Source organism: Hymenobacter sp. BRD67 (assembly GCF_013256425.1).
In the GTDB taxonomy this organism is placed as follows: Bacteria; Bacteroidota; Bacteroidia; order Cytophagales; family Hymenobacteraceae; genus Hymenobacter.
The window spans coordinates 4325335-4338875 of the sequence record NZ_CP053904.1 but is presented as its reverse complement, the minus strand read 5'-3'; the positions used below and the strand labels follow the sequence as shown (position 1 = coordinate 4338875).

Annotated in this window: 14 protein-coding genes and 2 pseudogenes; 12 read left to right on the top strand and 4 right to left on the bottom strand. The window is 60.5% G+C overall.

Features of this window, described 5'->3' with window-relative positions; translation table 11 throughout:
• Window positions 1–12: 12 nt before the first annotated feature.
• The 4 genes from GKZ67_RS25400 to GKZ67_RS22795 all read left to right on the top strand — a co-directional run bounded on the left by GKZ67_RS25400 (window position 13) and on the right by GKZ67_RS22795 (window position 2206).
• Window positions 13–210 (top strand): four helix bundle protein, encoded by a 198-nt coding sequence (locus tag GKZ67_RS25400; protein WP_217278648.1) that lies wholly within the window; start codon window positions 13–15, stop codon window positions 208–210.
• Window positions 211–235: 25 nt separating this feature from the next.
• A complete protein-coding gene (locus GKZ67_RS25395) occupies window positions 236–406 on the top strand; it encodes a four helix bundle protein (RefSeq protein ID WP_410505034.1) in 171 nt (56 codons plus the stop codon).
• Between the two features lie 76 nt (window positions 407–482).
• Window positions 483–1346 carry a homoserine kinase gene (locus GKZ67_RS20275; protein ID WP_217278647.1) on the top strand — a complete coding sequence of 288 codons (864 nt, stop codon included), beginning with the start codon at window positions 483–485 and terminating at the stop codon, window positions 1344–1346.
• A gap of 131 nt (window positions 1347–1477) precedes the next feature.
• A complete protein-coding gene (locus tag GKZ67_RS22795; protein WP_217278646.1) occupies window positions 1478–2206 on the top strand; it encodes a pyridoxal-phosphate dependent enzyme in 729 nt (242 codons plus the stop codon).
• On the opposite strand, the gene GKZ67_RS22790 is transcribed toward GKZ67_RS22795, so the two are convergent.
• Entirely contained in the window at window positions 2158–2691 is a 534-nt protein-coding gene (locus GKZ67_RS22790) for a hypothetical protein (protein ID WP_217278645.1), read from the bottom strand. The genes GKZ67_RS22795 and GKZ67_RS22790 overlap by 49 nt on opposite strands.
• Before the next feature lie 118 nt (window positions 2692–2809).
• On the opposite strand from GKZ67_RS22790, the gene GKZ67_RS20265 reads away from it, so the two are divergent.
• The 3 genes from GKZ67_RS20265 to GKZ67_RS20255 all read left to right on the top strand — a co-directional run bounded on the left by GKZ67_RS20265 (window position 2810) and on the right by GKZ67_RS20255 (window position 6118).
• Window positions 2810–3487, top strand: coding sequence for a DUF3365 domain-containing protein (locus tag GKZ67_RS20265; RefSeq protein WP_173246150.1), 678 nt, complete (start codon window positions 2810–2812; stop codon window positions 3485–3487).
• Between the two features lie 110 nt (window positions 3488–3597).
• The gene (locus GKZ67_RS20260) at window positions 3598–4785 is read left to right on the top strand and encodes a toxin-antitoxin system YwqK family antitoxin (protein WP_173246147.1); all 1188 of its coding nucleotides are present in this window, start codon (window positions 3598–3600) and stop codon (window positions 4783–4785) included.
• A gap of 70 nt (window positions 4786–4855) precedes the next feature.
• Window positions 4856–6118, top strand: coding sequence for a protoporphyrinogen/coproporphyrinogen oxidase (locus GKZ67_RS20255; RefSeq protein ID WP_173246144.1), 1263 nt, complete (start codon window positions 4856–4858; stop codon window positions 6116–6118).
• Window positions 6119–6131: 13 nt separating this feature from the next.
• Here GKZ67_RS20255 and GKZ67_RS20250 read toward each other — a convergent pair whose 3' ends face one another.
• The gene (locus tag GKZ67_RS20250; protein ID WP_173246141.1) at window positions 6132–7022 is read right to left on the bottom strand and encodes a LysR family transcriptional regulator; all 891 of its coding nucleotides are present in this window, start codon (window positions 7020–7022) and stop codon (window positions 6132–6134) included.
• Window positions 7023–7137: 115 nt separating this feature from the next.
• Here GKZ67_RS20250 and hppD point away from each other — a divergent pair, with 115 nt between their 5' ends.
• The 5 genes and pseudogenes from hppD to GKZ67_RS20225 all read left to right on the top strand — a co-directional run bounded on the left by hppD (window position 7138) and on the right by GKZ67_RS20225 (window position 12212).
• Window positions 7138–8268, top strand: coding sequence for a 4-hydroxyphenylpyruvate dioxygenase (gene hppD / locus GKZ67_RS20245; protein WP_173246137.1), 1131 nt, complete (start codon window positions 7138–7140; stop codon window positions 8266–8268).
• 117 nt (window positions 8269–8385) lie between these two features.
• The gene (locus GKZ67_RS20240; RefSeq protein WP_173246134.1) at window positions 8386–9594 is read left to right on the top strand and encodes a homogentisate 1,2-dioxygenase; all 1209 of its coding nucleotides are present in this window, start codon (window positions 8386–8388) and stop codon (window positions 9592–9594) included.
• Window positions 9595–9672: 78 nt separating this feature from the next.
• A pseudogene (locus tag GKZ67_RS20235) lies at window positions 9673–10901 on the top strand (Glu/Leu/Phe/Val dehydrogenase dimerization domain-containing protein).
• A gap of 158 nt (window positions 10902–11059) precedes the next feature.
• Complete coding sequence (locus GKZ67_RS20230; RefSeq protein WP_173246131.1) at window positions 11060–11848, top strand: HipA family kinase; 789 nt, start codon at window positions 11060–11062, stop codon at window positions 11846–11848.
• On the top strand, window positions 11826–12212 hold the full coding sequence (locus tag GKZ67_RS20225) for a DUF3037 domain-containing protein (RefSeq protein WP_173246128.1): 387 nt from the start codon (window positions 11826–11828) through the stop codon (window positions 12210–12212). The genes GKZ67_RS20230 and GKZ67_RS20225 overlap by 23 nt, the downstream gene beginning before the upstream one ends.
• A 27-nt stretch (window positions 12213–12239) precedes the next feature.
• Here the strand turns inward: GKZ67_RS20225 and GKZ67_RS20220 are convergent, their stop codons facing one another.
• Both GKZ67_RS20220 and GKZ67_RS25390 read right to left on the bottom strand, forming a co-directional pair.
• A complete protein-coding gene (locus GKZ67_RS20220) occupies window positions 12240–12704 on the bottom strand; it encodes a TOBE domain-containing protein (RefSeq protein ID WP_254245293.1) in 465 nt (154 codons plus the stop codon).
• Window positions 12590–13134 (bottom strand): annotated as a pseudogene (locus GKZ67_RS25390) (ATP-binding cassette domain-containing protein). Before GKZ67_RS25390 ends, GKZ67_RS20220 begins: the two are co-directional and overlap by 115 nt.
• Window positions 13135–13541 lie beyond the last annotated feature (407 nt).

The window sequence follows — 13541 nt, the reverse complement described above, 5'->3', positions numbered from 1 at the left end:
GCGGCTTCGGTTATGATTGGGGGTAAGCCGAAGGTACTTTATGAAAAGGCCTATGCCTTTGGGGTGCGCGTAGTGTGGGCCTACCAATTCCTTTCGCAAGAAAAGCGGGAGTACGTGCTCTCAAAGCAACTCCTACGCTGTGGCGCCAGCATAGACGCGAACATAGCCGAAGCCAACGGCGCACTGTTCAGATGCAGAATTTTCGGCTAGAATCTCCATCAGCTACAAGGAGTGCTTGGAAACCAAATACTGGCTGCGCTTGCTACATGACACTGATTATCTGACAGTAATCATGTTCAAAAGCCTGCACAGCGATGCCGACGAACTAGGCAAAATGCTTTTTACTATCCTGCGTTCCACCAATCGTCTAAAAAGCCCAAACCGCCAACAGCCCAACGACTGTTAATTGTTAAATGTGAAATGTTAAATGAAGTAACCGTTCAGGCCCCGCCACCATTGCCAATGTCGGCTGCGGCTTCGACGTGCTGGGCCTGTGCCTCACTGCGCCCTACGACACCGTGCGCCTAACGCGCCGCGACCAGCCGGGCCTGACCATCCGGCACCTCGACGACTACAACCTGCCCACCGACCCCAGCCGCAACGTGGCCGGCGCGGCGCTGCTGGCGCTGCTGCGCGCCGTGCCCGAGCCGCTGGGCTTTGAGGTGGAGATTACCAAGGGTATCCGGCCGGGCAGCGGCATTGGCAGCAGCGCGGCCAGCGCGGCGGGCGCCGTGGTGGCCGCCAACGCCTTGCTGGGCAACCGATTCAGCCCCACGGAGCTGATTGACCTGGCCATGTACGGCGAGGCCGTGGCGTCGGGGGTGCGCCACGCCGACAACATAGCACCTGCCATATATGGTGGCTTCACCCTGGTGCGGGCCGTGCTGCCCACGCTCGACGTGGTAGCCCTGCCGGCCCCGCCGCTGTGGGTGGCGGTGGTGCACCCGCAGTTTGAGGTGAAAACCAAGGAGGCCCGCGCCGTGCTGCCCGCTACCGTGCCCCTGGCCCTGGCCGTGCGCCAGTGGGCCAATGTGGGCGGCTTGGTGGCCGGGTTACTTACCCACGACTGCGCGCTCATCAGCCGGGCGATTGAGGACTACGTCGTGGAGCCGGCGCGGGCCTCGCTCATCCCCGGCCTGGGCGAAGCCAAGCGGCTGGCCCTGGCCGCCGGCGCGCTGGGCGGCGGCATCTCGGGTTCGGGACCGTCAATTTTTATGCTGAATAAAACCGAAGCTACCGCCCACGCCGCCGCCGAAGCGCTGGGTAGCGTGTACCGCAAAATGGGCATCGACTTCCACCTGCACGTGGGGCCGATAGCCAGCCAGGGCGCGCGGGTAGTAGCTTAAATGTGAAAATATAGTAAATGTGAAAATGTGGCTGACATACACCTGCACCTCAAAAACTAGTCGCCTTTGAGGTTTAGCCAACGCCCTAATTTTCACATCCAGCACATTTTCACACCTCCACATTCTACATTATGCTTTACTACAGCCTCAGCCGCCAGTCGCCGCCCGTTGATTTTCGCGCGGCAACCATTGCCGGGCAGGCTCCCGACGGCGGCCTGTACTTCCCCGAAGCCATCCCACAGTTTTCGGCTGACTTTCTGCAGAGCCTGTCGGCCCGCTCGCGGGCCGACATCGCCTACACCGTCATGCAGCCCTACGTAGGCACTACCATCCCGGAGGCCGACCTGCGCCGCATCTGCGCCGAAACGGTTGATTTTGACTTTCCGCTGGTGCCAGTGGCGGAGCGCATTGGGGCGCTAGAGCTCTTTCATGGCCCCACGCTGGCGTTTAAAGACGTGGGAGCGCGGTTCATGAGCCGCTGCCTGGGCTACTTTTCGCGGGGCGAAACCAAGTCGGTGACGGTGCTGGTGGCCACCTCCGGCGATACGGGCGGGGCCGTGGCGCACGGCTTTCTGGGCGTACCGGGCGTGGAGGTGGTTATTCTTTACCCGGCGGGCCGGGTGAGCCCGCTGCAGGAATTGCAGCTCACCACGCTGGGCCATAATATTACGGCCCTCGAAGTGCAGGGCAATTTCGACGACTGCCAACGTCTGGTAAAGCAGGCATTTCGGGATGAGGAGCTGACCCGCCGCTGCCCGCTTACGTCGGCCAACTCAATTAATGTGGCGCGCTGGCTGCCGCAGCAGCTCTACTATCTTTTTGCCCTGCAGCAATGGCAGCCCGCCGCCCCCCGGTGGTAGCAGTGCCCAGCGGTAACTTCGGCAACCTTTGCGCCGGCCTGCTGGCCCACGCCTCGGGGCTTCCGGTGGGCCATTTTATCGCGGCCTGCAATGCCAACGACGCCGGGGCCGAATATCTGCGCACTGCGATATTTACACCCCGACCCGCCGTCGCGACTATCTCTAACGCGATGGACGTTGGCCACCCCAGCAATTTTGTCCGGATTCTCGAGCTGTTTAAGCATGAGCACGCCGCCCTGAGCCAGCTGCTGAGCGGCTACACGGTGAGCGATGCCGACACCCGCGCCACCATTCGGCGGGTGGAAGCCGAGCACCACTATCTGCTCGACCCGCACGGCGCGGTGGCCTTTTTTGCGCTGGAAAAATACCTGGCCGAGTACCCGGCCGCCGCGGGCTTTCTGCTGGCGACGGCGCACCCGGTAAAATTCCCGGAAGTAGTTGAGCCGCTCATTGGCCGCAAAATCGACCTGCCGGATTCTTTGCATTATTTACTGGAAAAGCCCAAGCACAGTGTTTTGCTGCCCCCAGCTACGCGGCGCTGCGCGGCTGGCTGCTGCGCTAGCGCAACCTTCAACCTGCCAAAGCAGTTGCCGCAGTATGGTTGTGTCGAAACTCAAGCTCCTTCTCCCCTTCTTTCTGATACTGGCGGCCTGCCGGCCCGACCAGGTAAAGCATCTGCCCGGCACCAAGCAGATAGCCGAGGAAACTGCCAACTGGGAGGCTATCCGTATTACACCCACCGACTTGCTGCACGCCACGCGCTGGGCCGGCGACTCGCTCACGGCCTACGCCGATACGCTGCTGCGCCGCACCCTGGCCCGCGAATTGAAGAAGGGCGGCTTGGCCCAGGCTGCTAATTTTTGCCGGCCACAAAGCTACCCGCAGGTCGATTCGATGGCCCGCAAGTGGCAAGCCCGCCCGCGCCGGGCCGAATGGCAGACGAGTACAGCGCCTGCGGCTGCCATTGCCGCGGCGGGCCTGCGCCCCGACACCATGCGCCTGATTGGCCGCCCCGCCGTCGATACGTTTTTCTACCAGCGGCCCATCACTCTGAACAATAACCTGTGCCTGCGCTGCCACGGCCAGCCCGGCCGCGACCTCTCCGCGGCCGAAGCGGCCCTGCTGCAACAGCAGCACCCCGGCCTGAAATCGGTAGGCCGCCAGCCGGCCCAGGTGCTGGGAGCGTGGCAGCTTACCCTGGAGCGCAGTGGCGTGGCGGAGTTTTATACCATGAAAACCCGCAAGAAGTGGAAAGAGCACAAGATGCCCAAGCTGTTTTAGTCGGGTATCACTACAAAGTAATTCTTACTTTCGCAGCCTCTCTTAGGCAGCTCTATGTCAGCAAACATTGATTTCGAGCTGCTTCTATCTTTCCCTTTTCGCTTTGCGGAATGAAGCAAGCTCTACGCCTTGTCGCTCTGTTGGGGCTGCTGACCAGCCTTTTCTTTCAAGTCGAAGCGCAGACACCTTCGCACCTTGTGCTCCCTGCTAAAGCTGTTCTGACAGACTGTTATCGCATTATTTCCGGTGACAGCGTCGCTATGTATTATAGCTACGGGTATTATTTGACGCCAGTAGCTTGCGCTGATGTGCGCCGGCTAACTATCATTGATTCTGAAGGCAATTTTGAGGGAGCAACTCAGGACTATGATTTGAAGGATAACCACCTGATGTACCGCCAGCATTATCTCCATGGCCAGCGGCAGGGAGCCTTTGAAGCATTTTACCCAAATGGACAGCGCTCTATTGCGGGTAGCTTTAACCAGGGCCAACCCGCCGGGGAGTGGCATTTTTGGCGTCCCGATGGTCGTCCGCAGCAACAATTGGCCTGGGAGAATTTACCCTTGCCGACCATGCGCCTTATTGCTTGCTGGGACAGTACTGGCCAGCAAATTGTCCACGATGGCAATGGGCAATGGCTCCAAATTCAGCCTCAGTTACGCCGCTTGGTCACGGGTCCAGTAGTTAATGCCTTAGCACAAGGTACCTGGGAGTGCCGGGAGTTGAAAACCAATAAGCTTCTGGCGACTGAAGTCTTTGAAAAAGGAAAATTTAAGGGCGGTCAGAGTTTGACAGGCCGCTTTGCAGGACGTTATAAAGACCACTCAACCCTCGAACCCGTTGTAGACGACCCCAGTGGGGTAGCCGAGAGATACGTCTTAAATAACACTTGCGCTGAACTACTGGCTATGCGGCAACAGAGCGACGACATTCGCACTGCTCAACCCAAGCAGCCTAAGCCCCCTGGCGAGGCCAGCAGCTACTACAGCCGGTGCCTAGCCAAGCTAATGGCCCGCCCCGAACTGCGGCAGCAACTCAACAACCCTTATTATACTACTACCATCACGGCCACAATAACAGAAAAGGGAAGCCCCACCGACTTTAGTGGTGGCGATGAGCTGTTACGACATGCTATAGCCGATTTATTACCTCAAATGGGCCGCTGGGAGCCGGGAACAGTCAGGGGCCAGCCAGCGGCCAGCCGCGTAGTCTTCTTTTTGAAGATAGTAGAACGTCAATGGCAAATGGGTCATCAAGTATTATCAGTTGGCAATTACAGCTTTATCTCTCTTCACTAATACCAAGACAATCAGCGCTCTTTATTAGGAAAGCAATTTGGCAATAGTCTTTTTTATTTCTCATTAGCTTATGCAATCGTCACCCATTATCATTATCGGCGCGGGCATGGCCGGATTGGCCTGCGCCAACTGGCTGCACCGCGCCGGCCGGCCGGTACTCGTGCTCGAAGCTGCTGACGCCGTGGGTGGGCGCGTGCGCACAGACATCACACCCGATGGGTTTCGGCTTGACCGCGGCTTTCAGATTTTGCTGGCCAACTACCCCGAGGCCCGCCGCATGTTCGACTATGGCGCGCTGAACCTGCGGGCTTTTCGCTCGGGAGCAGTTATCCGCCTGGCCGACGGGCGGGAAACCACGCTTGAAAATCCGCTTCAGGCACCGTTGCGGGCATTTGAGGCGCTGGCCTCCCCCATCGGCACGCTTAAGGACAAGCTGCTGATTGGCAAGCTGGCCTCGCAGCTGGCGGGCCGCTCACCAGAACTGCTGCTGGCACGGCCCAGCCTGACCACGCTGGATTACCTGCGCCGCTTTGGCTGGAGTGAGCAGATTATCAACTCCTTCTTTAAGCCTTTCTTCGGCGGTGTATATCTCGACCGCGAGCTGAACACCGCCAGCAACTTCTTTGAATTTATTTTTCAGCAGTTTATGCAAGGGCCGGCTACGGTGCCGGCCCTCGGCATGCAGCAGCTGCCCGAGCAGTTGGCGGCCCGCCTGCCGGCCGGCAGCATACGCCTCCAAACACCCGTGGCGGCCGTCGCGGATGGTGGCCGCCTGGTGCACCTGGCCAGCGGCGAAACCCTGGCTGCCGCGGCAGTGGTACTGGCAACCGACGGTCCGTCGGCCGCTCGTCTGCTCGGAACCGCTGCTTCGGCTGTGTCGGCTGCCCGCCTCACTACCTGTACGTATTTTGCTACTGCGGGCGCGGCCCCCAGCCACGGCCGCCGCCTGCTGCACCTCAATGCCCAGCCCCAGGCCCTGGCTCACAACGTAGCCTTTCCGGCTGAAATCAGCCCGGCGCTGGCTCCGGCCGGGCAGGGACTGGTATCGGTAAGCACCCACGGCGAGCATGGCCTTTCAGAAGAAGAGCTTACGGCGCGCCTGCGCCAGGAGCTGACCGCCTGGTTTGGACCGGTAGCCACTATGTGGCGGCACCTGCGCACCTACTACATTCCGCAGGCGCTGCCAGTATATAGTCCTGGCCAGCCCGCCCAACAGGCCTTGCAAGTAGGCGATGCCCTGTTTCGCTGCGGCGACTGGGCCAGCTACCCTTCTTTGAACGCCGCCCTGGGTACCGGCCGGCAGGTGGCGGAATTGCTAACGAGACCTTCTTAACTCCAAACTCACTCTATACCAACGCCACCAGCGCTTGCAGCAGCGGGGCCGGCCGCTCGGCCAGCCAGGCTACGCACTGCGTGAGGACGACGTTTTCGCCGCCCGGCACGCGCAGCGGGCGGGCGACCACCCCCGGCACCTGGCCCAGGTCGAAAAACGAGGGTACGAAGGCCACACCCAGCCCCAGTCGTACGAGGTTGCTGAGCAACTCCAGCGACGAAACTTCCTGCACGATGGCTCCGCGCCGGCTGAAGCCGGCCTGCTGGCAGAGGTGCTCAATCTCGTCGTACACCGGGTGCAGCGGGCGGCTGATTTCCACCCATTTTTCGTGGGCCAGCGCTTCCAGCGGCACTTCGGCCAGGCTTGCCAGCGGGTGCGCCACGGGCAGCGCCACGGCCAGGCCACCCTGGCCAAAGGGCCGGGCCGCCAGCTCGGGGTGCAGCAGCGGCAGCATGGTCAGGCCCAAATCTATGCGCCCGGCCACCAGCGCCTCCTGCACGGCCCGGAACGTGGGCAGCTCGTGCAGGTGAAACTGCACGTCGGGGAAGCTGCCGTTGAAGCGCTGCACGATGCCCACCAGCCGGTCGGGCCGCAGCAGCTGGTAGTAGCCCAGCTCCACCGTTTTTTGCTTAGAGCCCACGCGGCGTACGTTTTCGACGGCCTGGCGGCTGAGGTGCAGCAAATGCTGCGCCTCGGTCAGAAACGCCGTCCCGGCCTCCGTGAGCACTACCCGGCGCTGGCGCGTGCGCTGCTGATGGTCAAACAGCTCCACACCTAACTCGCTCTCCAAAAGCTGTATCTGCTGGCTCAGCGCGGGCTGCGATACGCATAGCCTCTCGGCAGCGCGGCCGTAGTGCAGCGCGGTGGCAACCTCAGTAAAGTAGCGCAGCTGGCGTAGTTCCATGCAGCAAATCTCCATAAGAAAATCTTATCGGCACCATAAGGAACCGATATTGGACAAGCGGGCTAACGGGCGTTAGTATTGCGGGTAAATCAGCGTCATCCCCCCGTATCTTCTTATGGAAACCCTCGTCGCCCAGGAGCTGCAACAGCGCGCCGCCACCGATTTTTTGCCCCTGCTGGGCACCGACCACCTCGAACTTTACGTCGGCAATGCCAAGCAGGCGGCGTACTACTACAAGGCGGCGTTCGGCTTCCAGACGGTGGCCTACGCCGGCCCCGAAACCGGCGTGCGCGACCGCGCCAGCTACGTGGTGCAGCAGGGCAAAATCCGGTTGGTGCTCACCACCGCCATGCACTCCGACCACGAGATTTCGCAGCACGTGCGCCAGCACGGCGACGGCGTTAAAATTCTGGCCCTGTGGGTCGATGACGCCTACGAAAGCTACGAGAAAACTATGAGCCGCGGCGCCCGCAGCTTCCAGGAGCCCCGCACCCTTACCGATGAGTTTGGTGAGGTGCGCACGGCCGGCATCTATACCTACGGCGAAACGGTGCACCTGTTTGTGGAGCGCAAAAACTATCACGGTGCCTTTCTGCCCGGCTACGTGGCCCAGAAATCGGATTTCAACCCCAGCGAGGTAGGCCTGCTTTACGTAGACCACTGTGTGGGCAACGTGGGCTGGAACCGCATGAACGAAACCGTGAAGTGGTACGAGGACGTGATGGGCTTCGCCAATATATTAAGCTTTGACGATAAACAAATCACCACTGAGTACTCGGCGCTCATGAGCAAGGTGATGAGCAACGGCAACGGCTACGTAAAATTCCCCATTAACGAGCCGGCCGAGGGTAAGAAGAAATCGCAGATTGAGGAATACCTCACCTTCTACGAAGGCGAAGGCGTGCAGCACATTGCGGTAGCTACCAACGACATCATCAGCACCGTGCGCGAGCTGAAAGCGCGCGGGGTGGAGTTTTTGAACACGCCCGACTCGTATTACGACAACCTGCGCGCCCACGTCGGCCACATCGACGAAGACGTGGAGGCGTTGCGCGCCCTGCGCATCATGGCCGACCGCGACGAGGAAGGCTACCTGCTTCAGATTTTCACCAAGCCGGTGGAGGACCGCCCCACAGTATTCTTCGAAATCATCCAGCGCAAGGGAGCCAAGAGCTTCGGCGCCGGCAACTTCAAAGCCCTGTTCGAGAGCCTGGAGCGCGAGCAGGACCGCCGGGGCAACCTTTAATAATGGTTAATTACTCAATGGTTAATGGTTAATTTTTTTGTTCAACAGGCCGCTAGGCTACGAAACGAAAGAAATACTCATTAACCAGTAATCATTAAAAAATTAACCAGTAGAGAAATGCCTATCTACCACAAGCTTGGCCGGCTGCCGCACACGCGCCATACGGTGTTTGAGAAGCCAGGGGGCGGCTTATACTACGAGCAACTGTTCGGCACCATCGGCTTCGAGGGAATGTCGTCGCTGATGTACCACCTGCGCCGGCCTACCACGGTGAAGGAGATTGTGGGCGAAACCGACCTTACGCCCACAATTGCGGTCGAGAAAAGCATTAAGGCGCGGCTGCTCAAGGGTTTCGAGGTGCCGCCGCAGGACGACTACTTGGCCGCCCGCACGCCGGTGCTGGTAAACAGCGACGTGCACATCGTGCTGGCCGCGCCCCGCCACTCGCTCACGGCATATTTTTATAAGAATGCCGATGCCGACGAGCTGCTGTTCATCCACCGGGGCACGGGCAAGCTGCGCACGCAGCTCGGCAATATCGCGTTTGAGCCGGGTGACTACCTGCTGGTTCCGCGCGGCATTATCTACCAAATCGAGTTCGACTCGGAGGATAACCGCCTGTTCATTGCCGAGTCGTTTCACCCTATTTATACGCCCAAGCGCTACCGCAACTGGTTTGGCCAGCTGCTGGAGCATGCGCCCTACTCGGAGCGCGACTACAAGCTGCCCACCGAGCTCGAAACCCACGACGAAGAGGGCGACTTCACGATTAAAATCAAGAAGCAGGGCGTGCTGCACGAGCTGGTGTACCCTTCGCACCCGTTCGACGTAGTGGGCTGGGACGGCTATAATTATCCCTACGGGATGAATATCCGTGATTTTCAGCCGATAACCGGCAAGGTGCACCAGCCACCGCCCGTACACCAGCAGTTCGAAACCAAGGCGTTCGTAGTGTGCTCGTTCGTGCCCCGGCTCTTCGACTACCACCCGCTGGCCATTCCCGCTCCCTATCATCACTCCAATATCGACTCGGATGAGGTGCTGTACTACGTAGATGGCAACTTCATGTCGCGCAACAACATTGCCCAGGGCCACATCACGCTGCACCCCGGCGGCATTCCGCACGGCCCCGCGCCGGGCGCCTACGAGCGCAGCATCGGCAAAACCGGCACCGACGAGTGGGCCGTCATGATTGATACCTTCCGTCCGCTTATGCTCACCGAAGCTGCGCTGAAGCTCGACGACGGCCTGTATTATAAGTCGTGGCTGGAACCCGCCACCGCCCCGCCAGCGGGCGAAGGCCAGCGCCTCGAACGCATTGAATAACAAAGATTTTTACCTTTTCCACTCCGCAACGCGGGCCGGCCAGACAGGCCGGCCGCTTTTTAGGTAGTACCTGATTACATGAAAGATTTACTGGCTCAATTCGAGCAGAAGCGCCCGAAATCGTTTTTGAGTGGCAGGACCCCGAGACGGAAGCCGAAGGCTGGGTGGTGATAAACTCGCTGCGCGGCGGTGCGGCCGGCGGCGGCACCCGCATGCGCAAGGGCCTCGACAAGCGAGAGGTCGAGAGCCTGGCCAAAACGATGGAAGTGAAGTTCACCGTCTCCGGCCCGGCCATCGGCGGCGCCAAGTCGGGCATCAACTTCGACCCGCAGGACCCCCGCAAGCGCGGCGTGCTGGAGCGCTGGTACAAGGCCGTAATTCCCTTGCTGAAAGCTTACTACGGCACGGGCGGCGACCTCAACGTAGATGAGATTCACGAAGTAATTCCGCTTACTGAAGATTACGGCCTCTGGCACCCGCAAGAAGGCGTGGTCAATGGCCACTACCGCGCCACGGAGCCCCAGAAAATCCAGAAGCTCGGCCAGTTGCGCCAGGGGGTGGTCAAGGTGCTCGAAGATGCCACCTACACGCCCAGCCTGGCCCGCAAGTACACCGTGGCCGACCTCATCACCGGCTACGGCGTGGCTGAAGCAGTTCGTCATTACTATACCCTTTGGGGCGGCCGCCCGGTGGCCGGCAAGCGCGTCATCATCCAAGGCTGGGGCAACGTGGGTGCGGCAGCCGCCTACTACCTGGCCAGCCAGGGCGCGCGTATCGTGGGCATCATCGACCGGGCCGGCGGCCTGCTTCGCCCCGCAGGGCTGAGCCTGGAAGAAGTGCGGGCGCTGTTTCTGGGCCGCGACGGCAACGCGCTGCACGCGCCCGATTTGCTTTCTTTTGAGGAAATCAACCAACAGGTCTGGACGGCCGGTGCCGAGATTTTCGTGCCCGCTGCCGCCTCGCGGCTCGTGACGCAGGCGCAGGTCGAAGCCCTGGTGGGCGCCGGCCTCGAAGTAATATCGTGCGGGGCTAATGTTCCTTTTGCCGACCCAGCCATCTTCTTCGGCCCCACCGGCGAGTGGGCCGACGCGCACTGCGCCGTCATCCCCGACTTCATCGCCAACTGCGGCATGGCCCGCGTCTTTGCCTACCTCATGGAAACGGGCGCCGAAATCACCGACCAGGCCATTTTCTCCGACACTTCGCGCATCATCGAAGCCGCCCTGGCCCGCACCCGCCAGCAGAGCGCCGAAACGACCGGCATTGCTCAGCGCTCGTTCGAGATGGCCCTGCGGCAGCTGGTATAGGCTGCTTTTTGCTGGCAGGCGCTAATTTTACGTTTGTCCTTGCGAGCGCAACGAAGTGGAGCGCGCCCCTGGAACGATACCCGATTGAGTCGTTCCAAGGCGTTTGCCGCGCTCCACTTCGTTGCGCTCGCAAGGATAAATTATTTTATATATTGCTAATGAGCGCCCCTATCTCTCTGCGCACCGTCGAAGTAACCCGCTACATCACGCCCCTGCGCGAAGGCGGCTCGCTGCCCGCGCTGGTCGAGGCCGACGACGGCTTCCTGTACGTGCTGAAGTTCCGGGGCGCGGGCCAGGGCATCAAGGTCTTGATAGCCGAGCTGCTGGTGGGCGAGCTGGCCCGCACGCTGGGCCTGCGCGTGCCCGAGCTGGTATTTGCGGAGCTGAGCGAAGCCTTTGGCCGCACCGAGCCCGACGAGGAAATTCAGGACCTGCTGCGTGCCAGCACCGGCCAGAACCTGGCGCTGCACTTCCTGTCGGGCGCCAGCACCTTCGACCCGCTCGTCACGACCGTGGAAGCGCACCTGGCTTCGCTCATCGTCTGGCTCGACTGCCTGACGCTAAATGTAGACCGCACCGCCCGCAACACCAATATGCTGCTCTGGCACAAGGAGCTGTGGCTGATTGACCACGGGGCCGCGCTTTACGTGCACCACACCGGCCCGCAGTGGGTTAAGTCGGCCACCCGGCCTTTTCCGCAAGTGAAAGACCACGTATTGCTGCCCCAGGCCACCAGGCTGGCAGCCGTTGATACGGAGTGCCGCGCCCGCCTCACGCCTGCCGTACTGGCCGGCATCATCGCCGTCATTCCCGACGAGTGGCTGCACGAGCCTGACCATTCGCCCGCCGAGCAGCGCGCTGCCTATCAGCAGTTTCTGGAAGCCCGCCTGGCTGTATCTACCACCTTTGTTCAGGAAGCCGACCATGCCCGCCAAGCACTTGTTTGAGTACGCCGTGCTGCGTGTGGTGCCCCGCGTCGAGCGTGAAGAATTTTTGAACGTAGGGATTATCCTATATTGTGCCGGTCAGGGCTTTTTACAAGCCACCTGCGAGCTGAACAGCGCTCGCCTGCAAGCTTTCTCCAACGCGCCGCTCGACCTGGCCGACCTGCACGAGCGCTTGTGCTCGTTTCAGCGCATCTGCCAGGGCCGCGCCGAGGGCGGGCCCATTGGTCAGCTGCCCATTGCCTCGCGTTTTCGCTGGCTCACGGCGCAGCGCAGCACCATTGTGCAAACCTCTGCCGTTCATCCCGGCCTCTGCGAAGATGCCGCTGCTACCCTGGCCCGGCTGCACGCCGAGTTAGTGCAGTAATCCAGCCTATTAGAAAAGGCCACTCAGTCAGCTGCTCAGCTGCCAGCCGCCGCCCGCCACTACCGAAATCCCAACTGCTTCCCCGACGCTTGTAGCTACCGAGCCAGCCCACACCCGCACCACATTCGCGGACAGTTGAACCTCCACTTCGTAAAAGCTCCCAAAAAAGCGGATTGCCCGCACATGCCCCATCAGTGCGCTGGTAGCCGGCCCCAGCCGAAACTGCTCGGGCCGCACCAGGAAGGGGCCGGCTCCGTGGGCATGGGGTGCCAACAGCAATTTATCGGCCCCGCTTATCAGATTGTAATCGCCAAAAAGCCCCGCCGTGTATTCATCTACGGGCTGCTTGTACACCTGCTCGGGCGAACCCTCCTGCACTACCTGGCCCCGACGCAGCACCATGATTCTATCGGCCCAGGAAAGTGTATCGGCAGCATCGTGCGATACCAGCAGACAAGTAATACCCAGCTGACGTCCCATCGCCTCCACAATGCGCTGCATTTCCTGCTTGTGCCCCGGTCGAGGTTAGAAAAAGGCTCATCGAGTAATAACAGCCGCGGTTCTCCCACCAATAGCCGGGCCAGCGCTACCCGCTGCTGCTCGCCCCCGATAGCTGGTCGGTACGCCGCCCCAGCAACTGGTCGATACGACATAGCTTAAAAAGCGCCTGTGTTTCAGCTACCGGCCGCTTGCTGGCATACTGCAGCACCTGCTCCACGCGCAAAAACTTGGGCAAATCTGACTTTTGCGATAGATACGCTACCCCCGGATGCCCTGGCACCAGGGCCACGGCCGGCCCACGCACCTTGCTGCCCGCAATGCGTACTTCCCCGGTACTAGGCTCCACCAGCCCCGCTATTATCTGCAATAAGGTGCTCTTGCCCGCCCCGCTTTCCCCGGTCAAAGCCAGCTTCTGCCCCATAGGCAGGCTAAAGCTCAACGTTGACAGTACAGTAGCTCTCCGCTCCTCCAGACTAATACCTGCTACCCAAACCAGCTCCATATAAAAGAATTACCATTCTAAATCACCTGTTCCGTACTCAATCGCCATCGCTGCTAATCTACCAACCCACCAAAAGTACCCCCCTACTAAGCAGGCATCCAGCCAGCATGGATACAACCCAATCATTTCATAGCACTACCTCGCTACTAGCCCTGCCTGAAGCTGCTCCAGGGCTGGTCCGCAGCCGACACTTATACCTTATCACTACCCACCTGCATAGATTCAGCAGTGTCTGTAGCAAACAAAGCAACTTTCAAAAGTTTCTCGCCCAGCTTTCAAGCACTTAGCGTACCCTCGGGCAAAACTTCATCGCCACAAGCTGCCCA